This window comes from Arthrobacter sp. TJ-178 (assembly GCF_058269275.1).
Genome location: NZ_JBZCNK010000003.1, coordinates 437,401 through 460,963 on the forward strand (window position 1 = coordinate 437,401; position 23,563 = coordinate 460,963).

General features: G+C 63.6%; 21 protein-coding genes. 7 read left to right on the top strand and 14 right to left on the bottom strand.

The window, feature by feature from the left end:
• Nucleotides 1-18: 18 nt before the first annotated feature.
• The 4 genes from AC4D2Q_RS11435 to AC4D2Q_RS11450 are packed head-to-tail and all read right to left on the bottom strand — an operon-like array spanning nt 19 to nt 4,028.
• Nucleotides 19-795 (bottom strand): enoyl-CoA hydratase, encoded by a 777-nt coding sequence (locus AC4D2Q_RS11435; RefSeq protein ID WP_490925583.1) that lies wholly within the window; start codon nt 793-795, stop codon nt 19-21.
• A complete protein-coding gene (gene mmsB / locus AC4D2Q_RS11440; RefSeq protein ID WP_490946565.1) occupies nt 792-1,799 on the bottom strand; it encodes a 3-hydroxyisobutyrate dehydrogenase in 1,008 nt (335 codons plus the stop codon). Before mmsB ends, AC4D2Q_RS11435 begins: the two co-directional genes overlap by 4 nt.
• Nucleotides 1,796-2,890 carry an enoyl-CoA hydratase/isomerase family protein gene (locus tag AC4D2Q_RS11445; protein ID WP_490946566.1) on the bottom strand — a complete coding sequence of 365 codons (1,095 nt, stop codon included), beginning with the start codon at nt 2,888-2,890 and terminating at the stop codon, nt 1,796-1,798. The genes mmsB and AC4D2Q_RS11445 overlap by 4 nt, the downstream gene beginning before the upstream one ends.
• Before the next feature lies 1 nt (nt 2,891).
• On the bottom strand, nt 2,892-4,028 hold the full coding sequence (locus AC4D2Q_RS11450) for an acyl-CoA dehydrogenase family protein (protein WP_490946567.1): 1,137 nt from the start codon (nt 4,026-4,028) through the stop codon (nt 2,892-2,894).
• A 322-nt stretch (nt 4,029-4,350) separates the two neighbouring features.
• Between AC4D2Q_RS11450 and AC4D2Q_RS11455 the strand changes: the two genes are divergently transcribed.
• Both AC4D2Q_RS11455 and AC4D2Q_RS11460 read left to right on the top strand, forming a co-directional pair.
• The gene (locus AC4D2Q_RS11455; RefSeq protein WP_490946568.1) at nt 4,351-5,439 is read left to right on the top strand and encodes a YeeE/YedE family protein; all 1,089 of its coding nucleotides are present in this window, start codon (nt 4,351-4,353) and stop codon (nt 5,437-5,439) included.
• A gap of 104 nt (nt 5,440-5,543) precedes the next feature.
• A complete protein-coding gene (locus tag AC4D2Q_RS11460; RefSeq protein ID WP_400928864.1) occupies nt 5,544-5,771 on the top strand; it encodes a sulfurtransferase TusA family protein in 228 nt (75 codons plus the stop codon).
• 126 nt (nt 5,772-5,897) lie between these two features.
• Here the strand turns inward: AC4D2Q_RS11460 and AC4D2Q_RS11465 are convergent, their stop codons facing one another.
• Complete coding sequence (locus AC4D2Q_RS11465; RefSeq protein ID WP_490946569.1) at nt 5,898-6,668, bottom strand: enoyl-CoA hydratase/isomerase family protein; 771 nt, start codon at nt 6,666-6,668, stop codon at nt 5,898-5,900.
• A gap of 164 nt (nt 6,669-6,832) precedes the next feature.
• Between AC4D2Q_RS11465 and AC4D2Q_RS11470 the strand changes: the two genes are divergently transcribed.
• Nucleotides 6,833-8,443 (top strand): fatty acyl-CoA synthetase, encoded by a 1,611-nt coding sequence (locus AC4D2Q_RS11470; protein ID WP_490946570.1) that lies wholly within the window; start codon nt 6,833-6,835, stop codon nt 8,441-8,443.
• A gap of 2 nt (nt 8,444-8,445) precedes the next feature.
• On the opposite strand, the gene AC4D2Q_RS11475 is transcribed toward AC4D2Q_RS11470, so the two are convergent.
• Nucleotides 8,446-8,727, bottom strand: a complete 282-nt coding sequence (locus AC4D2Q_RS11475; protein ID WP_490946571.1) for a hypothetical protein — start codon at nt 8,725-8,727, stop codon at nt 8,446-8,448.
• A gap of 201 nt (nt 8,728-8,928) precedes the next feature.
• Here AC4D2Q_RS11475 and AC4D2Q_RS11480 point away from each other — a divergent pair, with 201 nt between their 5' ends.
• Nucleotides 8,929-9,933, top strand: a complete 1,005-nt coding sequence (locus AC4D2Q_RS11480) for an aldo/keto reductase family protein (RefSeq protein ID WP_490946572.1) — start codon at nt 8,929-8,931, stop codon at nt 9,931-9,933.
• A gap of 108 nt (nt 9,934-10,041) precedes the next feature.
• Here the strand turns inward: AC4D2Q_RS11480 and AC4D2Q_RS11485 are convergent, their stop codons facing one another.
• From AC4D2Q_RS11485 to AC4D2Q_RS11515, 7 genes are all read right to left on the bottom strand, one after another.
• A complete protein-coding gene (locus AC4D2Q_RS11485; RefSeq protein WP_490946573.1) occupies nt 10,042-10,959 on the bottom strand; it encodes an ROK family protein in 918 nt (305 codons plus the stop codon).
• Nucleotides 10,956-13,700, bottom strand: a complete 2,745-nt coding sequence (locus AC4D2Q_RS11490; RefSeq protein ID WP_490946574.1) for a glycoside hydrolase family 2 protein — start codon at nt 13,698-13,700, stop codon at nt 10,956-10,958. The genes AC4D2Q_RS11485 and AC4D2Q_RS11490 overlap by 4 nt, the downstream gene beginning before the upstream one ends.
• A 182-nt stretch (nt 13,701-13,882) precedes the next feature.
• On the bottom strand, nt 13,883-14,773 hold the full coding sequence (locus AC4D2Q_RS11495; RefSeq protein ID WP_490946575.1) for an ABC transporter ATP-binding protein: 891 nt from the start codon (nt 14,771-14,773) through the stop codon (nt 13,883-13,885).
• Nucleotides 14,770-15,645, bottom strand: a complete 876-nt coding sequence (locus tag AC4D2Q_RS11500) for an ABC transporter ATP-binding protein (protein ID WP_490946576.1) — start codon at nt 15,643-15,645, stop codon at nt 14,770-14,772. Before AC4D2Q_RS11500 ends, AC4D2Q_RS11495 begins: the two co-directional genes overlap by 4 nt.
• Nucleotides 15,642-16,490: an ABC transporter permease gene (locus AC4D2Q_RS11505; protein WP_490946577.1), complete on the bottom strand. Its 849-nt coding sequence runs from the start codon at nt 16,488-16,490 to the stop codon at nt 15,642-15,644. The genes AC4D2Q_RS11500 and AC4D2Q_RS11505 overlap by 4 nt, the downstream gene beginning before the upstream one ends.
• A gap of 145 nt (nt 16,491-16,635) precedes the next feature.
• Nucleotides 16,636-17,625, bottom strand: a complete 990-nt coding sequence (locus tag AC4D2Q_RS11510; RefSeq protein ID WP_490946578.1) for an ABC transporter permease — start codon at nt 17,623-17,625, stop codon at nt 16,636-16,638.
• Nucleotides 17,626-17,676: 51 nt separating this feature from the next.
• Nucleotides 17,677-19,359 (bottom strand): ABC transporter substrate-binding protein, encoded by a 1,683-nt coding sequence (locus AC4D2Q_RS11515; protein ID WP_490946579.1) that lies wholly within the window; start codon nt 19,357-19,359, stop codon nt 17,677-17,679.
• Between the two features lie 265 nt (nt 19,360-19,624).
• On the opposite strand from AC4D2Q_RS11515, the gene AC4D2Q_RS11520 reads away from it, so the two are divergent.
• The 3 genes from AC4D2Q_RS11520 to AC4D2Q_RS11530 all read left to right on the top strand — a co-directional run bounded on the left by AC4D2Q_RS11520 (nt 19,625) and on the right by AC4D2Q_RS11530 (nt 22,444).
• The gene (locus AC4D2Q_RS11520; protein ID WP_490946580.1) at nt 19,625-20,251 is read left to right on the top strand and encodes an SGNH/GDSL hydrolase family protein; all 627 of its coding nucleotides are present in this window, start codon (nt 19,625-19,627) and stop codon (nt 20,249-20,251) included.
• A 178-nt stretch (nt 20,252-20,429) separates the two neighbouring features.
• Complete coding sequence (locus AC4D2Q_RS11525; protein ID WP_490925600.1) at nt 20,430-21,599, top strand: ROK family transcriptional regulator; 1,170 nt, start codon at nt 20,430-20,432, stop codon at nt 21,597-21,599.
• 35 nt (nt 21,600-21,634) lie between these two features.
• Nucleotides 21,635-22,444 carry an SDR family oxidoreductase gene (locus tag AC4D2Q_RS11530; RefSeq protein WP_490946581.1) on the top strand — a complete coding sequence of 270 codons (810 nt, stop codon included), beginning with the start codon at nt 21,635-21,637 and terminating at the stop codon, nt 22,442-22,444.
• A 24-nt stretch (nt 22,445-22,468) separates the two neighbouring features.
• On the opposite strand, the gene AC4D2Q_RS11535 is transcribed toward AC4D2Q_RS11530, so the two are convergent.
• Nucleotides 22,469-23,563 (bottom strand): HNH endonuclease signature motif containing protein (locus tag AC4D2Q_RS11535; RefSeq protein ID WP_490946582.1); only part of this gene is annotated, 1,095 nt, incomplete at its 5' end.

Genomic DNA, 23,563 nt, shown 5'->3' on the forward strand with positions numbered 1-23,563 from the left:
TGGAGAGGGGAACGGTGCTTAGCGGTGCTTGAAGTCCGGCTTGCGTTTTTCGATGAACGCAGCCATTCCTTCCTTCTGGTCTTCGAGGGCAAATACGGAGTGGAACACCCGCCGCTCCAGACGGATGCCGGAGTCCAGCGTTGTTTCAAAGGCGGCGTTCACGAGTTCCTTGCCGAGCATGGCCACGGGAGCGGACATGGAGGCGATGGTCTCTGCGGTGGAACGGGCGTCGTCGAGCAGATCCGCGGCCGGCACCACGCGGGAAACCATCCCCGAGCGCTCGGCCTCCTCGGCACCGATGGTCCGGCCGGTGAGGATCATTTCCATGGCTTTGGCCTTGCCCACCGCACGGGTCAGGCGCTGCGAGCCGCCGATTCCGGGAATGACTCCGAGCTTGATTTCCGGCTGGCCGAACTTGGCGGTGTCGGCGGCGATGATGAAGTCGCACAGCAGGGCCAGTTCGCAGCCGCCGCCCAGGGCGTGGCCGGCGACGGCGGCGATCACGGGGGTGCGCACGGCCGCCAGGGTGTCCCAGCCGCGGAACCAGTTCCCCAGATACATGTCCATGTAGGTCTTCTCGGACATTTCCTTGATGTCCGCGCCGGCGGCAAAGGCCCGTTCGGATCCGGTGATCACGATGGCGCCGATGTCCGGATCGTTGTCCAGGTCGGTGGCTGCGGCCACCACGTCCTGCATCATCCCGAAGTTCAGCGCGTTCAGCGCCTTGGGCCGGTTCAGGGTGATGATGCCCACCCGGCCGCTGCGCTCCAGGAGGATGTTCTCGTACTCGCTCATGCTGCTCCGCTCTTTCCTGCCGGCTGCTGCCCGGCAGTGTCACTGTTGTTTCTGACACTGCTGCTGTCAGTGCTGCTGTCCGCTGCGCCGCCGGTGGCGGCGCGGATGGTCTTGATGACGGCTGAAAAGTCTTCCCCGCCGCTGCCGGAATCCGTCAGGTTCCGGAAGATTTCCCCGGCCCGGCGGCCGAGGTCTGCCTGCACACCGGTGGAGTCCAGGGCGTCGGCGGCCAGGCCCAGGTCCTTGGCCATGAGGGCCGCCGCGAATCCCGGCCGGTAGTCCCGGTTCGCCGGGCTCGCGGGGACCGGACCGGGGACCGGACAGTTGGTGGTCAGTGCCCAGCACTGTCCGGAGGCCGCCGAAGCGACATTGAACAGCGCCTCATGCGTCAGGCCGAGCTCCTCGCCCAGGACAAAGGCCTCGCTGACGGCGATCATGGACACGCCCAGGATCATGTTGTTGCAGATTTTTGCTGCCTGCCCGGCTCCGGGCCCGCCGCAGTGCACCACGCGTCCGCCCATCACTTCAAGCACGGGCAGGGCCGAGGCAAAGTCTTCCTCCGCTCCGCCCACCATGAACGTCAGGGTTCCCGCTTCGGCTCCCACCACGCCGCCGGACACCGGCGCGTCCAGGCCGCGGTGTCCGGTTTCCAGCATGAGGGCGTGCGCGGTGTTGGCGTCATCCACGGAGATGGTGGAGCACTCGATGAAGAGGGTGTCGGGGCCGGCGGCCGCGAGCAGCCCCAGGGTGTCGCCGTCGCCGGAGAGGACGTTCAGCACATGCGTTCCCGTGGGCAGCATGGTGATGACGATGTCGGTGCCGGTGACTGCCTGATCGGCGGTCTCCACCATGCGCACGCCGGCGGCTGCTGCCCGCTCGGCCGCAGCCGGGACGGGGTCGTACCCGGTGACGCGGTGGCCTGCGGCCACGAGATTGGCGGCCATGGGGCCGCCCATGTTGCCCAGCCCGATAAAACCGACCCGGGTGCCTTGTTCGGATGTCATGAAAGCTCCTGGCTGGTTGATCGGTTGGGGGTAAGTTGCAGTTCGGCGCCCTCCAGCGGCGCAAAGTAGGCCTGAACATCGGCCTGCCGCACCTCGTCCAGCGTCGCCGGCTCCCACTGCGGGTTGCGGTCCTTGTCGATGACCCGGGCACGGACACCTTCCGCGAAGTCGGGTGCGGCCAGGGCGCGGAGCGAAACGCGGTACTCCTGTTCCAGGACGCTTGCCAGGTCCGGCAGTTCCCGTGCCCGGCGCAGTGACGCCAGCGTCACCTTGAGCGCAGACGGGGACTTGGCCTGGACGGCGGCGGCTGCCGCGTTCGCATCCGCGGACTCCGACGCGAGCAGCGCGTCAACAATGCACTCCACGTCCTCGTGTGCGTAGCACGCGTCGATCCAGCCGCGGGCTGCGGCGAGAGGGGCCTCGGGAGCCTCCGAGCCGAAGTCCTGCAGCACTTCTTCCACGGGTTTCTGTGCCAGTGCTGCGGCGAGTTCTTCCAGCCGGGAGCTGTCCACGTAAATATCCGCCAGGCCCAGGAGCAGGGCATCGGCACCGGTCATGGTTCCCGCTGTCAGGGCCGCATGGGTGCCCAGCTCCCCGGGTGCCCGGGACAGCAGATAGGTGCCGCCCACGTCGGGCACGAACCCGATGCCGGTTTCCGGCATGCCGACTTTGGTGCGTTCAGTGACGACGCGGTGCCGGGCGTGAGCGGAAACGCCGACGCCGCCGCCCAGGACAATGCCGTCCATCAGCGCCACATACGGTTTGGGATAGCTGCTGATCCGGGCGTTCAGCGCGTATTCCTCGGCCCAGAACCGGGCCGATTCGGCACCGCCGTTGCCCGCATCGCGGTAGATGGCCACGATGTCACCGCCCGCGCACAGCCCCCGCTCTCCGGCACCGGAGAGCAGAACGGTGGCGACGCCGTCGTCGTGCTCCCACTCGTCCAGGGCAGCACTGATGAGGGAGACCATGTTGGCGGTCAACGCATTGATCGCCCGGGGCCGGTTCAGGATGATGCGGCCCAGGTGGCCGGTGCGTTCGAGGCGGACCTCAGGCTCGGTAGCCTCGGGCGTAACAGGTGTCTCGGTCATGTCAGGCCTCCGCCAGCGTCCGGCCCACAATGAGCTGCATGATTTCGTTGGAACCTTCCAGTATTTGGTGGACCCGCAGGTCCCGGACGATTTTTTCCAGCCCGTATTCGGAAAGGTAGCCGTAACCGCCGTGCAGCTGCAGGGCTTCATTGGCCACCTTGAACGCGTTGTCCGTGGCCACGCGCTTGGCGATGGCGCAGAGCTTCACGACGTCAGGGGCGCCGCGGTCCAGCGCATCGGCGCCGCGCCACAGCATGGTGCGGGCAGTCTGCAGGTCCATTTCCATGTCCGCGAGCCGGAACAGCAGCGAGGACTGTTCGATGAGCGGCTTGCCGAAAGCGGAGCGCTCCTTGAGGTATGCCACGGTCTTGTCCAGGGCCGCCTGGGCTCCGCCGAGGGAGCAGGCCCCCATGTTGAGCCGTCCGCCGTTCAGGCCTTTCATCGCCATGCCGAAGCCGGCGCCTTCCTCGCCCAGGCGGTTGGCCACCGGAACCCGCAGGTCGGTGAAAATTACCTGGCCGGTGGGCTGGGCATTCCAGCCCATCTTGCGCTCGGCCGGGCCGAAGGAGAGCCCGGGGGTGTCGCCGGGCACCACGATGGCGCTGATGCCGCGCGGACCGGCGCCGCTGGTGCGGGCCATGACGATGTAGTAACTGGAGGACCCCGCGCCGGAGATGAACTGCTTGACGCCGTTGAGCACATAGTCGTCGCCGTCGCGTTCAGCCTTGGTGACCAGGGCCGCCGCGTCCGAACCCGAACCGGGTTCCGTCAGGCAGTAACTTCCCAGTGACTGCATGGTGGCCAGCTCCGGCACCCAGCGGGCACGCTGGTCCGCGTTGCCGAAGGTGTCAATCATCCACACCACCATGTTGTGAATGGAAATGTAGGCGGCAATGGACGGATCCGCCTTGGAGAGTTCTTCAAAGATCAGCACAGCATCGGAACGGGAAAGACCCGATCCGCCGTATTCTTCGGACGCGTAGATTGCCCCCATGCCAAGTTCTCCGGCCTGGGCCAGGACATCCACGGGAAAATGCTTTGTTTCATCCCATTTTGCGGCGTTGGGCGCCAAAGCATCGGAAGCGAACTCCGAAACCATATCCCTGATAGCCCGCTGGTCCTCGGTGAGTTCGAACATGCCCTGCCCTTCGTTGGTGCTGTGACGCCAAACATACTTGGACTCCCTACTAATTACTAGGGGCAGGTCTGTGGCCCTGCTGCGGGGCTAATGCCGGCGGGGCGGTTGGCGGACCCTGCGCTTTGCCCGCCGGCGGAAAAGGGGGCGCATTAGGCAGAGGCGTTAAACATCCTTTCCATTCCCGATATTCCTGTTTGGTCACGGGGCTTCATCTGCGTTCACAGCGGGTTATTTTCTTTGGCCTGTCCGGATACCCGGGTTTAGCGTTTCGAAGCTGCGGGTCATTTTTGCCCGTATCCAAATCCGCCTCAAAGGAGCACCCATGCTTATCTCCGGCCTTTTTGTGGGCATGGCCCTGGGCTTTGTGATGCAGCGCGGCCGCTTTTGCGTCACCGGTGCCTTCCGCGACATCTGGGTGACACGCAATACGCGCTGGCTGACCGCTTTTCTGGTGGTTGTTGCCGTCCAAAGCGTGGGCGTGTTTGCCCTGGACGCCGCCGGTGTCATCACCCTTCAGTCCAGCGCCTTTCCGTGGCTGGCCACCATCGTTGGCGGCTTTATTTTCGGCTTCGCCATTATCCTGGCGGGCGGCTGTGCCACGGGCACCTACTACCGTGCCGGTGAGGGCCTGGTGGGCAGCTGGCTTGCGCTGATCACCTACGCCTTGTTTGCCGCAATCATGAAGACCGGCCCGCTTTCCGGTTTCAACACCTCCATGAGGTCCGTGACGGTGGAGCAGAGCAACTTTTATTCTGTCCTGAACGTCTCACCCTGGATCTTCGTGGCCCTGCTGGTGGTTGGCGTTGGACTGGCCGTACGCCATCACCTGAACAAGCCCCGGTTCAAGATGGCAGCACCCCCAGCTTCCAAAACCGGCCTGGCGCATCTTCTCTTCGAAAAGCCCTGGCATGCCTTTGCCACCGCAGTGGTCATTGGTTTGATTGCCATCGCCGCCTGGCCGCTGAGCTGGGCCACGGGACGCGAAGCCGGGCTGGGCATCACCACCCCGTCCTCCAACGCCGTGAACTTCCTGGTCACCGGTGATCCCGAACTCGTGGACTGGGGAGTGCTCCTGGTGGCCGGGATCCTGCTCGGCTCCTACATTGCCGCCAAGGGCAGCGGTGAATTCCGTATCCGCGTTCCGGATGCCGCAACGGTGGTCAAAAGCCTCAGCGGCGGCGCCCTGATGGGAATTGGTGCGGCCCTGGCCGGCGGCTGCACCATCGGCAACGCCATGGTGGAAACCGCTCAGTTCAGCTTCCAGGGCTGGACGGCCATGGTGTTCATGATTCTGGGCACCGGCCTTGGAGCCCGGCTGACGATCATGAACCGCCGGCCCGCACGCGGATCCGGTGCTGCCGGATCGGGCGCAGTCCGCAACGCTTCCGTCTCCGCGGCAACGCGCAGCTAGCTCCACCCCCGCGGGCTAGCCCCATCCCCGCACCTAGCTCCACCCCTCTGCCGACAGCTTCCCCCAACAGATCCAAGCACTACTCCCGAAAGGACACTTTTCCCATGGCACAGGTAACCCTTGAAACCAACGGTCAGGTCTGCCCGTTTCCCCTCGTCGAAGCCAAGGACGCCATGACTACCATGGCGGCCGGGGACGAGCTGGTCATTCACTTCGACTGCACCCAGGCCACCGACGCCATTCCGCGCTGGGCCGCGGAGAACAATTATCCGGTAACGGATTTCTCCAAGATCGGTCCGGCTGAATGGTCCATCACGGTACAGAAGGCCTAGGCAGGACGCACCGTCAATAAATCACTGACAGAACAGGCGCCGGAGTTGCTGTGAAAGCAGCTCCGGCGCCTGTTGATCTGTTGCCGGCAGGTGGTCGGCCGCCGATAACTTCGCCAGCGATCTCCTCTAGCGGCTCGCCTTGGCGGCGAAAGCGGCAATCCGCTCCCGGGTATCCGCGGAACCTGCCATGGAGGCAATGGTGGCCGCTTCTTCCTGCAGGTGCGCTTCATAACCGGCGATGCTGCGGGCACGCAGCAGCCGCTTGGTGGGCCCCAGCACCGCAACTGATCCCGCTGCCAGCTGCTCCCCCAGCTGCTGTGCCCTGAGGGCAAGGTCTTCGGACGGGACCAGCTCGTTGATGAGCCCCCATTCCAGGGCATCGGCGTGGCTGGCGGTCCGCCCGGCCAGGCACATCTCTGCCGCCCGCCGCGGGCCGGCCAGTTCGGGCAGCAGATACGAGACCCCGCAATCGGGGGTTAGTCCCACTCCGGCATAGGCGGCCAGGAACCGCGCCTTGGGCGAGGCCAGAATGAAGTCGGCGTTCAGCGCAAGTCCCAGGCCCGCGCCCGCAGCAGGGCCGTCCACCGCTGCGATGCTGATCAGCCGCGACTTCGCCAGGCCCAGCATCACCTCATGCAGCTTGCCTGCAAGTTCCTTGAGGAAACCACCCTGATTCGCGGCCACAGCCATGGCACCCACGTCGCCGCCGGCGCTGAAGAAGCGTCCTGCACCCTGCAGCACCAGGACATGGCAGTCCGGGCGCGCTTCAGCCTCTGCGAGCGCGGCGCAGAGTTCCCCCGCCAGCTCCAGGTTCAGGGCGTTGGCCTGGTTGGGGCGGTTCAGCGTCAGCCGCGCCAGTGCGCCGTCGTACTCCAGGGTGAGGTGGCGGAACGTCATTGGGTGTTTCTCCTTGTGCGTGGGCCGTGATCGGGACTGGCGGCCAGTCTAACCGGGCATTTTGATTCTTCCCCTGCGGGCGCCGGTGGGACAGAATGTGGCAACAGGTCCGCTGGCGCACCGAAGGTGGGGCAGCGGCAAGCATTCAACTTCGGAGGTTCCGCGTGTCCGCAGCACCGCTTCTTGCACTGTCCCGCAGCCAGTCCCTGGGTGATCTGCCGCGGCGCAGCGCCCTGCGCTTTCCGGACCGCACCGCTGTTGCGGACGGCCCCACCCGCCTGACCTTCAGCGAATTTGAGCAGGCAGTGGCCAACACGGCGGCGGCTCTGTCCGCGCAGGGCATCGAACCGGGCGACCGGCTGGCCCTGCTCTCTCGGAACACCTGGCAGTACGCCGTCCTGGTTTTTGCCACCGCGCGCGCCGGCGTGGTGCTGGTGCCGATCAACTTCATGCTCGGAGCCGATGAGATCGCCTACGTCCTGGACCACAGCGGCGCCACTGCTTTTGTGGCGCAGGATGCGCTGGTGCCGGTGGCCGAGGCGGCCATGGACGCTGCGGCGACAGACGCCGTCGTCGTGCGTTCCTGCATCTGCAGCGGTACCGGTGCCGCGCCGGCCGGGTGGGGGAATGTGCAGGACTGGTGCGAGTACGACGGCGCGGCGCCGGCGGTTGCCGTGGCTGACGACGACCCGGTGCGGCTGATGTACACCTCCGGAACCGAGTCCCGGCCCAAGGGTGCGCTGATGTCCAGCCGGTCACTGATGTGGGAGTACGTTTCGGCTGTGGTGGACGGAAACATGACTTCCGACGACGTCGACCTGCACACGCTGCCGCTGTACCACTGCGCCCAGCTGGACTGCTTTCTGGGCCCGGACATCTACCTTGGTGCCACCAGCATTCTCCTTCCGGCTCCGGATCCGGCGGCCGTCCTGGCGACGATCGAACGTGAGCGGGTCACCAAGTTCTTTGCCCCGCCCACAGTCTGGATCTCCCTGCTGCGCTCGCCGCACTTCGATTCCGCGGACCTGTCCTCCCTGCGCAAGGGCTATTACGGTGCATCCGCCATGCCGGTGCAGGTGCTCAAGGAACTGCGGGACCGGCTTCCCAACGTCCGGTTCTGGAACTTCTACGGTCAAACGGAGATGGCTCCGGTGGCCACCATCCTGGGTCCGGAAGACCAGCTGACCCACGCCGGATCAGCGGGCCGCCCCTCCCTGAATGTGGAGACGGCGGTGGTTGACGGCAATGACGTCCCTGTCCCTGCCGGTACCGTGGGCGAGATTGTCCACCGCAGTCCCCATGCGACCCTGGGCTACTACCGCGATCCTGAGCGCACCGCCGAGACTTTCGCCAACGGCTGGTTCCATTCGGGAGACCTGGGCTATTTCGACGACGCCGGTTACCTCAGCGTTGTGGACCGCAAGAAGGACATGATCAAGACCGGCGGGGAAAACGTGGCCAGCCGTGAGGTGGAGGAGGCCATCTACCTGCTCGACGGCGTGGCCGAGGCTGCTGTCTTCGGGGTACCCCATCCGCATTGGGTGGAGGCCGTAGCCGCCGTGGTGGTGCCGCGTCCGGGAGCCGAGCTGACGCCCGAGGCGGTCATGACCCACACCCGCAGCGTGCTTGCGGGCTACAAGACACCCAAATACGTGGTCATCGCCGACTCCCTGCCCAAGAACCCCAGCGGAAAAATCGTCAAGCGCCAGCTGCGCGGGGAACATTCCGGGCTGGGGCAGGAGGCTCCGGCTGCCGCAGGACAAGCTGCGCCCTAGGATCACCCGCCGGACGTGTTTCGGCCACCTGTCCGGTGCCGGCGGATCTGCCACAGCGTCATTCCTGCAACGCACAGTCCCGAGAAGGCGCCGCCCACCAGGTGGCCCGGGCGAATTTGCCCATCGGGGATTACTTCCACAGCGATGACCACCACTGCCATCAGCACTCCGGAAAGGAACACGACGACGGCCGCAGGAGCACGCCGCAGTGCCGCAACTGCCCTGCTGCCGGCCGTCGTCCGAAAATCGTTGTCCCCGTTGTTCATGTTGTCCCCGTTGTTCATGCCGCAAGTATGCGGCATGCTTCCACCCCTTGCGGCACTGGCACGACGGCCCGCCTGAAACTCGGCTCCCGGGCCGTCGGCTCCTGGGCGCCGGATCCTGTTTCGTCCGCCTCTTTGACGGAAAAGGAAAGCTGGCTTAGCTTTACAGCTGTACCAACGTGATTTAGGTCACTGACAATAATGGGCAAAGGAAGCGCAGCTATGGAACACAGATACCTCGGCAACAGCGGACTGAAGATCTCCGAAATTATTTACGGCAACTGGCTGACCCACGGGTCCCAGGTGGAGAACGACGTCGCCGCCGAGTGCGTGCGGGCTGCCCTGGACGCCGGCGTCAGCACCTTTGACACTGCCGACGCCTACGCCAACACCGCCGCGGAAACAGTCCTCGGGACCGCCCTGAAGAGCGAGCGCCGGGAATCGCTGGAGATCTTCACGAAGGTCTACTGGCCCACCGGCCCCGCGGGGCACAATGACTCCGGCCTGTCCCGCAAGCACATCATGGAATCCATCAACGGCTCCCTGCAGCGCCTGCAGACCGACTACGTGGACCTCTACCAGGCCCACCGGTATGACACCGAAACTCCGCTGGAAGAAACCATGCAGGCCTTCGCGGACGTGGTGCGGCAGGGCAAGGCCCTGTACATCGGCGTCAGCGAGTGGACGGCCGAGCAGCTCAAAGCAGGCCAGGCGCTGGCCCGGGACATGGGCTTCTCACTGATCTCCAACCAGCCGCAGTACAACATGCTGTGGCGCGTGATCGAAGCGGAGGTGGTTCCGGCATCGGAAGAGCTGGGCATTTCCCAGATTGTTTTCTCTCCCATGGCACAGGGCATCCTCAGCGGCAAGTACAAGCCCGGGGCTGAACTGCCCGCAGGCAGCCGCGCCACGGATGAGAAGGGCGGCGCAAAGATGATCAGCCGCTGGATGCACGACGACGTCCTCAGCGGAGTGCAGAAGCTGCAGCCTATTGCCGAGGAGGCAGGGCTCACCATGGGCCAGCTGGCTGTTGCCTGGGTGCTGCAGAACCCGAACGTGGCCGGAGCCATCATCGGCGCGTCCCGTCCGGAGCAGGTCACCTCCAATGTGCAGGCTGCCGGCGTGGAACTCAAATCCGATGTCCTGGCCCGGATCGACGAGGCAGTCGGTTCCCTCGCCGAACGCGATCCGGCCAAGACCCAGACCCCCGAAAGCCGTCCCTCCTAGGAGTTCCACCTGAACAATTCCATCTGAACACTTCGATCTGAGCACTTCGATCTGAGCTTTCCCACTGAGGGGACCCCCTGCATCCATGCGGGAGGTCCCCTCAGGGGTTCAGGCCGCTGTGAGCGGGGATCTCGTTTCCACCAGGCCGCGGGCCAGATAGAGGGCGCCCTGCACCCCGGCCCCGTCACCCAGAGCCGGGGAGCAGACGTATCCGCTGTCCGGCCGGGTCAGCGGATGCGCGTCGAGCGCTCCGCCGACAAGCTGGGAGAGCTGGCTCCGGACGGCATCGAGCAGTCCGGGGATCCGCACGACGCCCCCGCCCAGGATGATGCGGTCCGGGGCCACCGCATAGGTCACCGCAGCGAGCAGCTGGGCAAGGTAATACGCCAGCACAGGCACTGCTTCGGCTCTGGCACCGGCATCCAGCAGCTCTCCGGGGCGGCCCCACCTCCCCAGGACAGCCGGTCCGGAGGCCAGGCCTTCAGCACAGTCTCCGTGAAAGGGACAGGTTCCGGGAAAGTCATCTCCGGGGTAGCGCCGGAGCAGCTGGTGTCCCATTTCCGGATGGCTGCGCTTGAGGAACGGCAGACCGTCCGAGGCGAAGCCCGCACCGATTCCCGTCCCCACCGTCACATAGGCAACATTGCGAAATCCGATTCCCGCCCCGGCCCGCTGCTCCCCTATGGCTGCGCCCGTTACGTCCGTGACCACCTGCAGCGGTACCGAGTCCCCCAGTCCCAGCGCCCGGGGGACGTCGGTGTTGCGCCATCCCGGCTTTGGTGTGGACGTAATCCATCCGTAGGACGGTGAGGAACTGTCCACAATGACCGGGCCGAACGCAGCAAGGCCGACGGCGTCCAGGGTGCTGCGGTTGGCATGCCGGTTCAGGAAGGACCGTACGGCGCCCAGGGTTTCCCCGGGAGACGTGGTGGGGATGCGGATCCGCTCAATAATGTCCCCCGGGGCCGATGTTTCGGCAACGGCACAGATGACCTTGGTGCCTCCGGTCTCGATTCCGGCAATCACATGTGCTCCCCTGCGGCACCGGCAGGCTGAGCCAAGGCAGCTGTGCCGGTGTCTGCGGCGGCATCTGCGCCCGCATCTGCGAGAGCACCATCATCGCCGGCCGAATTAGTGGCTGCAGAATCTCCGATGCAGCGCAGCACAGGCCAGGAACCGGCAGACACCGGTGCCGCAGACAGTGCCGCACCGTCGCGGCGGGAAACCGTGAAGGTGATGCTCTCACCCGGCAGGACGGTTTGCATCATGTCATCCACCTGCAGCAGGGATGCCGGCACCTCAAGCTCATCAGCCAGGCGGTCGGCAAAGAGGCAGACATCCCGCAGGAGGGTCCGGGCGGAAACGGTCACCAGGAGATTGCCGCCGGACAGCTTCACCGACGACTCGAAGCGGGGCGCAGCAGCATCAATCACAGCATCGGGAACAAAGTTCCACAACGCCCGCCGCTCAGCAGTGGGCCCGGCACTTGGCCCGTCATCCGGCCCGTGGCCGGGCACCGTGTAGTCGGCGACCAGGAACTCTTCGGTGCCGTGGACCGCTGACGCGAGTTCGTCGTCGAGCACCAGGCGGGACGTCGCATCAGGCGGCGTGTCCAGCCGCAGAGAAACGGTCGACACCTCGGTGCCGTCCGTGCGCAGCCGCCGTACCCGCACCTCGGTGGACCAGGGGGCCCATCCGTCGTTGACGGCAACAAGTTCCAGCCCGCCCGTTCCGGTGGGATCCTCCGTGCCGCCGGGAATCCGCGGAACGATGGTCAGCAGCTGCGGGGCGAAGGAGCGGCGCAGTCCAAACCAGACGGGTTTTTCAATGCCGGCGTTGTCGACTGCGGACCAGCTGAGCACCGGCCAGCAGTCGTTGAGCTGCCAGATCACCACACCGGCACAGCGTTCGCGGGAGCGCAGCCATTCCGCGCCGGCGCTTTGGCTGCGGGCCTGGACCACCTGGGTCAGGTAGTGCCAGTCCTCCGCCGTCTCCGGCGTGCCGAAATAGGGCGCCAAACCGCGGGCCAGCTTTTCCATTCCCCTGTCCGCCCGCATGTGATGGGCAACCTGCGGGTTATCGGGCACCAGGTCGCCCTCCGTGACGGCTGCGCGCAGGGTGCTCCAGGCCGGCGGCGCGCACCAGCCCATTTCGGAGACAAAAGCCGGGTTCACGTCCCGGTAGTGGACGTAGTCGACGTCGTTCCAGACGGTCCAGATATGCACCGGACCGCTTTCGGGATTGTTGGGGTGCACCTCCAGGGAACCGGACCACGGGCTGTTGGGCAGATAGGGCAGGCCGGGATCCACCCGGTTGATGATCTCCGGAAGGATCTCGGTGTAGAACTTCGCACCCCAGGGGCGGCCCTGCAGGACCTCACGCCAGCCCCAGTCGAAGTCGCCCCACACGCATTCGTTGCCTCCGCACCAGAGGACCAGGCTTGGATGGGCGGACAGCCGGGCCACGGCCTGCTCGGCTTCCCGGGTGACGCTGTCGATCATGTCAGGTGACTCGTCATAGGCGCTGCAGGCAAAGAGAAAGTCATGCCACACCATGAGGCCGCGTTCGTCGCAGCCGTCCATGAACGCTTCGGTGGAGAAGTATCCGCCGCCCCAGACGCGCAGCAGGTTGGCCCCGCCGTCGACCGCCTGGTCCAGCCGCTGGCCGAGCCGGTCCGCAGTGACTTCGGCAATAAACGGATCCTCGGGAATCCAGTTGTAGCCGCGGACCCTGATCCGGCGGCCATTGACCACGATGGCCCAGCCCGTGCCCGCTTCATCAGGGCTTTCATCGATGCTGACCGTCCGCAGCCCCAGCCGGCGCCGGCTGGAAGCCAGCGCTTCGCCGTCGTGCGCCGCCTCAACCGTGAGCGTATACAGCGGCTGGCCGCCCAGCCCGGCGGGCCACCACAGCCGGGGCTCGGGAACCGAGAGGTCGAATGAGGTGTCACCGGTTGCCGTCAGCGGCACGCTGGTGCGGGCGGCTTCGTTGCCCTCCGGGTCGGTCAGCACTGCAGCCAGGGTCAGCCCCTCTGCCGCTTCGGCGAGTTCGACGCCGACGGTGACGTGAACGGCGGCCGTTTCAGTCCCCTTCAACGTGACGCTGGGGCGAATCGAATCGATCCGTGCCGCAGACCAGGTTTCCAGGCGGATGGGCTGCCAGATTCCGGCGGTGATGTAGTGCGGTCCCCAATCCCAGCCAAAGTTGCAGGCGCTCTTGCGGAGGTAGGGATACGGTTCGGCATAGGGCCGCGGGAGTTCGCCCACAACGCTCTCGCACTCGTGCGCCGCGTCCCAGGCGGACCCGAAGGTAATGTCCAGGACGTTCTCCCCCTCCACTAGGAGGTGGCCGACATCCCAGCGCCAGGCCACGTGCTGGTCAGCGGTTCGGGCGACTTCCTGTCCGTTCAGGCGGACGACGGCGATGGTGTCCAGTCCGTCGGCGACGAGCTCGGTGCGGACGCCGGGTGTTTTCGGGTCTGTGCTGTTCCGTTGTGTGCCGCTCCGGTCTGTGCTGTTCCAGATAAAGGTCCGGGAATAGGTCCATGTGGAATGCCCGATCCAGTATTGCTCGAGTTCTCCGAAGCCGGCGTCGGGATCCTGCAGCAGTCCTGCCGCCATCAGGTCCGTGTGAACCTGTCCCGGAACAGTGGCGGACAGCGGTTTCCCTGAACGGGCGTAATCCGGCGACTCGTCGGGGCCGCCCTGCCAGGTGAGGCTCCACTGGCCGGTGAGGTCCAGTTGCTGCTGCGTGCTTGCTGGTGTCATGGTCTCGTATGCTCCAAAAGTAAGTGGGGTCTTGGGGTATTTGGAAACCAACAAAGTTGAACAGCGCTTTCTCATCCAGCACGTCGCCGGATTTCAGATATTGCCGCCCGTATTCGTTGGGTCAGCGCAACAGGGGAACGTCTCCCAGGCTTTTCTTGTGCCGCCTGGTCAGCTTGCCGGTGTCAGTGAACGGATTCATGAAAAGGTGTGCTGGACCATTCCCCTGTGTAGTGGTCAAAGGACCGCTGATTGGTGATGTCCTTCCGCTCCACTCCGCCGACAGCCAAGACTCCGAGACCGTCCGGGTCAGGAGCCGAAGCTTTTAGCAACTGTGTGTAGGGATGCCTAGGGCTAAGAATGACTTCATCTGCCGGGCCGCGCTCTACAATCCGGCCGTGGAGAAGCACGATGATCTCGTCTGAAAAGTGGCGCGCCGTGGCTAAGTCATGCGTGATGTAGAGAACGGCCAAATTTTCCTCGCGCTGTAGCCGCGCCAGGAGGTTCAGGACCCCCAGCCGAATGGAAACGTCAAGCATGGAAACCGGCTCATCAGCCACCAGGACCTGAGCTCCAGGTGCAAGCGCCCGCGCTATGGCTACGCGTTGACGCTGCCCTCCGGATAGCTCGTGTGGGCGCCGTTTGGCGAAATTGTCCGCGGGAACAAGGTTGACCCGCTCAAGCATCTCCAGCACCCTCTCATAGGTGTCCCGGGAGCTTTTGGTCCGGCCATGGATCCGCAGCGGGCGGGCGATATGGTGTTCGATGGTGTGGAACGGGTTCAGCGAGGCAAATGGATCCTGAAACACCATCTGCACGTGGCGCCGGTACATGGAGCCCAGAACAGGAGTGCCGTCGCCGAGCTCCAGATCGATGGAGCCGGATGTGGGCGTCTCCAGCCGCATCAGCATTCTTGCGATCGTAGACTTTCCGGACCCGGATTCGCCCACCAGTGCAACGGTTCGACCGGGAAGCAGGTCGAAGGAAACATCGTCAACCGCCGTAAGAGTAGACCGTTGCAGGCCTTTTCGGATCGTGAACTCCTTGGTTACGTTCCTGAGCTGAACCAGTGTCACATCGCCTCCCGGGCGTTTGCGCTCTCACCTGTGCGGATAAAGTCTCCCCGGTCGCCCGTGAGGCTGGGGAAGGATTCACGGAGCTTCTGGGTATAAGGGTGGACGGGATTGTCCTTGATCTGCTGCGCCGTGCCGAGTTCGACAATCTCACCTTCGCGCATGATCGCAATGCGGTCGCTGATTTCGAAAAGCAGGGGCAGATCGTGGGTGATGAAGATGACGGCGAAGTTCAAGCTGTCTCGCAGGCGCACGATCTCGCGGAGGATGTCCCGCTGCACGACGACGTCGAGGGCTGTGGTCGGTTCATCCATGATCATCAGCTGCGGCTGCAGGAGCAGTGCCATCGCGATCATCACCCGCTGCCGCATGCCTCCGGACAGCTCATGCGGATAACTGTTGAGCCGGGAGGGGTCCACCCCTACCAGTTCAAGGGCCTCACTGGCGAGCCTGCGCTTCTCTTCCCGTGAAAGACCCTTGCGGTGTGTCGTGAAAACATCCTCAAGCTGATGACGGATTGCCACCACCGGGTTAAGTGCATTCATGGCACCTTGGAAAACCATCGAAAGCTTGGACCACCGAAAAACGCGCAGCTCCTTGTCGCTCAGACCCAGAACATTGATGTCCGTACCGTCCGCGTCATGGAATGTGACGCTTCCGCCCGAAATCCGGGCCGGCGGACGGTGCAGCCGATTCACTGCATAGGCAAGGGTGGTTTTGCCGCATCCAGACTCACCGGCCAGGCCCAGAATCTCTCCGGCGTTTAGAGTCAGAGAAACATTTTTGACCGCCACAACCGGGTTTTCCACTTCGTACACAACACTTAGGTCGATGATCGTCAGGACCGGCCTGGCGACGTCTATGTCGCTGCTCATGCGTGCTTACCTGCTTTCCTTGCGTTTTTAGCTGCTTTTCGCTGTTGCTTGCGGTGAACGCGCACGTTGCGGAGCTTCGGATTAATTACTTCATCGATGCTGAAATTGATCAGGGAAAGGCCGCAGCCGAAAAGGGCTATGATCAGCCCGGGCGGAGCAAACCACCACCATGCACCAAGCTGAAGGGCAAAGCCGTTCTGGGCGTAGAACAGCATGGTTCCGAGCGTGGAAGTCCCCGATGCTCCCAGTCCAATGAAGGAAAGCCCCGCCTCGCTGAGAATCGCAAAGATCACGGCGAAGACGAATTGTGAGGCCATGACCGGGAGCAGATTCGGCAGGATCTCCACGCCGATGACCCGCCAGGACCGCTCGCCGGCAACTCGGGCCGCGGCAACATAATCGCGATTACGAATGGACAGCGTCTGTGCCCGTAAGACGCGGGAGGATGCAGCCCAGCCCGTAACGGCCAGCACAATGGCTACCGTCCAGAGTCCCCGCGCTTCCGGCGGAACAAAAGCGGCAATCACGATAATGAGTGGCAACCCGGGAATGACGAGGACAACGTTGGAGAATAGGGAAAATGCTTCATCCGTGGCGCCGCCGATGTAGGCACCGAGGATACCGAAGAAAGCCGAAAGTGCTGTCGCCAGGACTCCCACGATGAGACCGATCTGGAGGGAGCCCCACGTGGAATGGGCAAGCTGGGCAAGAACGTCCTGGCCCGTCTGGGTAGTCCCGAGCAGGTGATCGGAACTCGGTGCGGTCAAACCAATGTTGCTCACGGCCCGCGGGTCCTGCCCGAAGAACGGGGCGATTATTCCAAAGAGAACAATCGCCAGAGTCATAGCGCCGCCGATAGCAAGGGATGGGGTAAGAGTCGGCAGCATGAGGCGCAAACCTGCCCGCTTGGGCCTGTTCGTGACCGGGTCCGACGCTGCGACAGATGGGACTGTTTCCTGGCTCAGATTTGTCATTGGTGGGCTCCGGATCTCAGCTGCGTACCCGCGTACGGGGATCGATGACCCCGTACAACAAGTCGATAAGAAGGTTTGCCCCCAGGACAGTGAGGGTGATGACGAGGAAGATGCCCTGCATCAAGGCGAAGTCGTTGTTCTGGACCGCCTTGAGCAGACTGGTACCAATTCCCGGGTAGGAGAACACCAACTCAGTCAGAATTGATCCGGACACGACGAACCCCAGAGAAATGGCGAAGCCGGCGACCGAGGGAAGAACTGCGTTTCGGGCGGCATAGCGCATGATGACCCGGGAGCTCTTCAGCCCCTTCGCTTCGGCGGTAAGAACGTAATCCTCGGAGAGTGTGGATACCATCATGTTCCGCATGCCCAGGAGCCAACCTCCAATGGAGGAAATGACGATCGTCAGGGCCGGAAGAATGCCGTATTCAATGGCTGAAAAAATAAAGGCCGGGTCCCACCCTGGAGTCAGGATGACGTCATACCCTCCCTGCAGCGGCAGCCACTGGAGCGTTGAGGCAATAAGGAACACGAGGATCAGGGCCAGCCAGAAGTACGGGACGGCGGCCAGCAGCGTGGTAGCCGGGACGAGGGCGTCCACCCAGGTGCCCGGTTTCCAGCCGGCGAAAATGCCCATGCCCACACCGACCACAAACGAAATCAGGGTAGCCAGGCCCACCAGCATTATGGTCCATGGAAGTGATTGCCCGATGACATCTGAAACACTCGCCGGAAAAGAGCTGACGGAGATTCCCATGTCTCCTTTGAGCATATTCGCCAGATAGCTAAAATATTGGTTCCAAATAGGTTCTTCGGAATCGGCACCGAGGAGAAGCTCGTAGGAACGGCGCACTTCCGGTGTGACCGAACCGCCGCGCTGCTGAAGCTTGGCCAGCAAGGTGTCCACCGGATTGCCTGGCATGAAGCGCGGAATGAGAAAATTCAGGGTCAGCGCAGCCCACAGTGCCACCGCATAGAAGCCTAGTTTTCGAACAAAATAATTCATTTTTTAGACTCCATCGGAACGAAGTTCTCCTCGGTCCCGTTCATCTCCGCGTCACTCGCCTGCGGGCTTGAGCTTGTAGAAAATGCGGGCATTGTCCGGAGAGGCCCACACGGCCGGAATGGCGTACATATCTTCGTCGGTTGGCCAGCCTTCAAACTTCTCGGCGTTGTATTCGCTGGTCGTGCCGCCGGTCAGGATTGGGATGTAGGGCATATCCTCGACCACGGCGCCCTGGATGGCATCGTAGTAAGGCTGGCGCGCCGCTGAATCCTCCGGGTTAAGTGACCGAAGTGACTCCAGCGCCGCATCAACCTCCGGATTGCTGAACCGCGAATAGTTGGGCGTTGCCGGTGTTCCTACTGGTTCCGTGTTGGCGGTTGCAAAGTGGTTTGCATACATGTAATAGGGGTCAGGCGAGGCACCCTGGTTCAGCGCATCGATGAGTAACTGGAACTTGCCGTTGCCCCTCACCTCGCTCCATTCATTCCAGGACGACTGCTGCGATGTGATTTCAATGCCGGCGGCCCGTGCCTGCTCAGCAATCAGATCCAGGGCCGTAATGTAGTCGGTCCACCCGGTCGGTACCCGCACGCTCATCGCAAGGCGAACCCCGTCCTTGGCATAAATGCCATCGCTCCCCTTCACGTATCCCGCGCCCTCCAGCAGCGAGCTTGCCGTTTCAACGTTCGGCTTCATGGGGGCGACAGGCTCTTCTAGATCTTTCGACAGGATCTCTTTATCTCGGTCTGTCAGTGCGAAACCTGGTGAAACCTCCGAAGCTGTGTTTTGAAAGGCGAGGGCATTGAGCTGCTCGCGGTCCATTGCGTAATAAAGGGCTTTGCGTACTGCGGGGTCGGTCTGCGGGCCTTCACATCCGAGTTCGGCGTTGGAACAAGTAAACAAAGCCATCTGATTCATGTGGTAAGTGATGCCCTTATAGCCCGGGTATTTTCCCTCGATGTCGTCCATGTTCGGTACCGGGCCGGTCTGCCAGTCGATGGAGCCGGCGCTCAAACCCTGCGCCCCAGCTTGGTTACCAGAGAGGGATAGGAAGCGGATGTTCTTGACTGCTGCTTCACCACCCCAATAATCCGGATTGGCCGAAAAGGTGAAAGCCTGTGGCTTGAATTCCTTCAACATGAAGGGACCGGTGCCAACCGGGTTTGGCTGCGTGTCTGTTGCCGGATCCAGATCGGCCCAGAGATGCTCCGGGACAATCGGTACGCCCAAGACCTCCGGTCCTTCGACGAAGGATACGACCGGGAATGTCAGCACCAGATGCGTATCATCCACAAGCTCAACATCGGCGTCGAATCCGATCTGGTTGACGGCCGGATGTTCCTTCAGCATGTTCAGGGTGAAGGCGACGTCCTTGGCTGTAAAAGGTTCGCCGTCGCTCCACGTCACGCCCTCGCGAGTGGTGACGGACAGAACAGTGCCGTCGTCGTTCCAGGAGTATTCCGTTCCGAGCAATGGCTCGGGCTCACCGGCGCGGAGCTGGTTGTAAAAAAACAGCGGTTCGAAGATGGTTCCGATCCCGCCGATTTGTGACGGTGAATATGGGTTGTAGTTACTTTGGTAGTCGCCAGCCTGACCCGTGTAAGCGACCAGGGTTGTTTTCTCATCGGCTGCCTGCGTGTTTCCGCTGCCCCCAGTCGAACAGGCGGCAAGAGATAGTGTTCCCACTGCGGCCAAGGTAAGGAAGCGCTGCTTCTTGGTGTAACGGATCATCATTGATTCCCCTCCGGCCCACCGTCCTTGGTGGCCGATACTCCGCCCCTCCAGTGTGGTCGGGCTCACACTGGAATTGTTACCGACTAAAGTAAGTTGGTCAAGTAAGTCCCCCAAGAAAAATATTTCCTGTCGGACAGCCCATCGAAGTAGTATCCGGAGTAACTTTGACGGCTTTGATAAGTGTTCGTCTTAAAGCTCGTCTGCGACTGGATCTGAACCGCGTGCAGCGTCATTTTCCAGCCACATCCATAACCCGGGAGAAACCATGGACCACGCTTTGCCCCGAACTTCCCAGCAGCGAATTGTCTTCACCGGCGACAGCGTCACTGACTGCGGGTGGCGCACTGACGGCGTCGGCGGCCTGGGCGACGGGTATGTCCGCCTCCTCGCGGGCGGAGAACTCTTGGCCGAAGCCGACGTCCTCAACCGCGGCACCGGCGGAGACCGGATCGAGGACCTGGCCCGGCGCTGGGATGCTGATGTCCTGGCCGAACGCCCGCAACTGATTTCCGTGCTTATAGGCATCAATGACACGTGGCGCCGCTACGACGCCGGTCAGGAAACCGATCAGCACACCTTTATGGCCAGGTACCGGGCGCTGCTGGAGCGGGTGTCCCCCGACACCACCCTGGTGCTGATGGAGCCCTTCCTGCTGCCGGTGTCCGCAGAACAGCAGGAGTGGCGGACGGACCTGGATCCCAAGATTGCCGCCGTCCGGCGGCTGGCCAAAGAGTTCAATGCGGTCCTTGTGAGGACAGATTCCGTGCTGACGGCGCTCGTCGCGGACGGCACGCCCCCGGAATCACTCGCGGACGACGGCGTGCATCCCACCCCGCGCGGCCACGCCGTGATTGCCGAAGCATGGGCAGAAGCGGTGCGGCTGGAGCCCTAGCCACACCGTTTCGCCGTCGTCCGGCTCCCAATCCGTCCGGTTCCGGCCCACCTCCCCTTCCCCACCGCCCCGTCTCTTCCTCCGCAGTCCGCAAGAACTGCGGCACCCCCTCAAGCAGTTGCCCGTTAGGATCCCCGTGAAGCAAAATCACCGCCGCGAATCGTCCCGCGGGAAAATAATGGACCTGATTCGTGTCTCCGGGCCGATCAGCCGTGTGGAGCTCGCGGACATGACCGGCCTGACCCAGGCCACCATCTCGACTGCCGTGCGTTCGCTGCTGAACGACGGCGTCGTCCTGGAAACCGGACGAGGCGAATCCACCGGCGGCAAACCGCGGATGCTGCTCGAACTGAACCCCGCCTCCCGGCTGGGACTGGGTGTGCACATCGGTCAGGACTACATCACCTATGTGGTGGCCGACCTGAGCGGGCAGGTGGTGGGACGGCGCAGGGTCAGCGGGCCCGGCGAGGCATCACCCATGACGGTCGTCAGCCGCATTACTGAGGACATCGAGGGGCTCTTCGACGCGCTGGCGGTGGACCGGGAGACTGTGGTGGGCATGGGACTCGCCGCCCCCGGACCGCTGGACCGTACGGAAGGAGCCATGATCGGAGCCCCTTCCTTCCGGGATTGGACCGGTTTTCCGCTGCGCCGGGCTCTGTCCACCACCACCGGGCTGCACTGCGAGTTCGACAATGACGCGACAGCCGCCGCGATCGGTGAATACTGGCTCGGCGCAACGGAGGGATATACCAGCTATGCCTCGGTGTACATGGGTTCGGGGATCGGCGCCGGCATCGTCATGGACGGAACCATTTACCAGGGTGTCAGCTCCAATGTGGGGGAAATAGGACACGTCAGCGTTGATGCAAACGGTCTGCCCTGCAGCTGCGGAAACATCGGGTGCCTCGAGCTCTATGCGAGTCCTCAGGTGGTGGTGGCCCAGGCTGCCGAAGCCGTTGCCCGCGGTGAACTCGATGTTCCCCTGACGGGCATTGTCACCGAGGATTTCGCCGCGATCGGCACAGCAGCGAATAACGGAGACCCGGTGGCCCTGCGCCTGATCAACCGGTCCGCCGAATATGTGGCAAGTGCTGTCATCTCCATGGTCAACCTTCTGGACCTGCAGCTTGTTGTCCTGGCCGGCAGCGCCTTCGCCACTGCCGGGTCCTTCTATGTGGATACCATCGCCTCAGCACTGGACAAACGCGCCATGGCGCGGGCTATCCATCGGGTTGAGGTACGGATGTCGGTTAACGGCAACGATGCCGCTGCGCTGGGTGCCGCTACGCTGGTCCTCCAGGACAGGCTTTCTCCACGGACGCTGCGCTCCGTTTCCACGGCCTGAGCAATCGAGTTTTCACGCATCCTTGAGAGGACTTCATGAACACCCCGCTCCCACTGGCAGGACGCACGGCAGTAGTCACCGGTGTCAGCCGCTTCCAGGGCATCGGCTTTGCTGTGGCCTCACGGCTGGCCCGGATGGGCGCCAGCCTGTTCCTGGCCCACTATTCCCCCCACGATGAGAACCAGCCGTGGGGCGCAGACCCGATCAACGACGTCGTCGGCAAGCTGCAGAGCCTCCTTACCGACGGTGCGCAACTGGCCCACGGAAGCATTGACCTGTCAGAAGCCGACGGCGCCGGGCAGCTGATCCGCGATGCTGTCGGGGCTTTGGGGCATCTGGACATCCTGATCTGCAACCATGCCCGCAGCGGTGGTGACGGCCCGCTGGCGGAGATGACTGCTGAGAAACTCGATGCCCACTGGCAGGTCAACACCCGGTCGACCCTTCTTGCCACCCGCGATTTTGCCCTGCAGCACAACGGCCGCGCTGGTGGCCGGGTTATCTGGATGACCTCAGGGCAGATCAATAGAGGGGTAATGGAGAACGAAATTGCGTACGCAACCTCCAAGGCTGCTCTTGCCGGCATCACACCGTCGGTCGCAGCTGATCTGATTCGCCGCGGAATCAACCTCAATACCGTGAACCCCGGCCCGGTCAACACCGGCTATCTGGACCTCGAGACTGCTGACCGTCCGCCGGAAGTTCTTGAAGAGGTGCTTTCGCACTTCCCCGGCGGCCGGTTCGGTGAGCCGGACGACCCAGCCAGGCTAATTGCCTGGCTGGTCAGCGATGAAGGACAGTGGATGGTGGGCCAGGTATTGAGCAGCGACGGCGGTTTCCGCTAGCCAAGCTTCCGGCCGCCCACCTCGTCAGAAGGGCGGCGGGTTGTCGCCGTAGTCGTAGGGATCGGGGTCGTCGGGTGATCCCCAAAGCGACGAGGACGGCGGCGGACCTGAAGCAGTACCCGAGGCAGCATCTGGCACGCCCGTGACAACCCCTGGCATGCCGGTGGGTGGAGAAGCGGAACCCGTGCCCGAACCGGAGGCAAGGTGAAGATGCGGTTCGGTGCGGTAAGTCCGGCCACCCGGTGAAACCCATTCGATAATCCCGGGTGAGTGCTGCCGGGCTTTCCAAAAACCCCGGGTTTTGAACATGTGGTGCCGTCGGCACAAATGTTCCAGGTTGTCATGATCCGTTGTCCCGCCGTGGGACCAGGGTGTGGTGTGGTCGATCTCCGAGATCAGGGCGTTGGTGCGGCAGCCCGGGAACCGGCAGGTACCGTCCCGTGCCCGCAGCCAGCGCTGGAGTCCGGCCGGTACTTTGCGGCGGCGGCCGACCCGAAGGATCTCTTCGGTGTGCGGGTCGCGTTCCACCGGAGTCCACCGGGCCGCCTGCCGGGCGAGCCTGCGGGCTGTTTCGGCGCTGATCGGCCCGTAACCGTGCAGCTCCGCGGGATACTCATCAGCGCCGAGGAGGGTTTCGGCGGTGATCAGGACCAGGATCTCGGTCCGGGCACCGGAACCGTGCTCGATGGGACGGTCCTGTCCACGGCCGCCCGACCTCTCAGCGTCGTTACTCTTGTCTGCGTTGCCATCACTGTTGCGGCAGTTGCCGGCGTCATCCTTGCCTCCCTTGCTGCTGTTGCCGGCGTGACCGACACCAGCAGGGTTTGTATCACCGGTGCGGTTGATGTCCCGGCCGAGCCGATCACCGAGTCCGCGACCAGTACTTTCAATACTGTCGGAGCTGTCAGCAGTATCCGGACGACCAACGCTGTCGTTCTCGCCTCCGACCCACACCCCGTCACCTCCGACCCACACCCCGTCTCCACTGGCAGTATCCCCGTCCCCACCGGCAGCTTCCCTGCCGCCGCTGGTCAGCAGGTCCGCAAAGATGTCGGCACGCAACTGATCCACCGGACGGGGATCCCCGGCAGCCTGCTCACCCCGGGCCGCAACACTGAG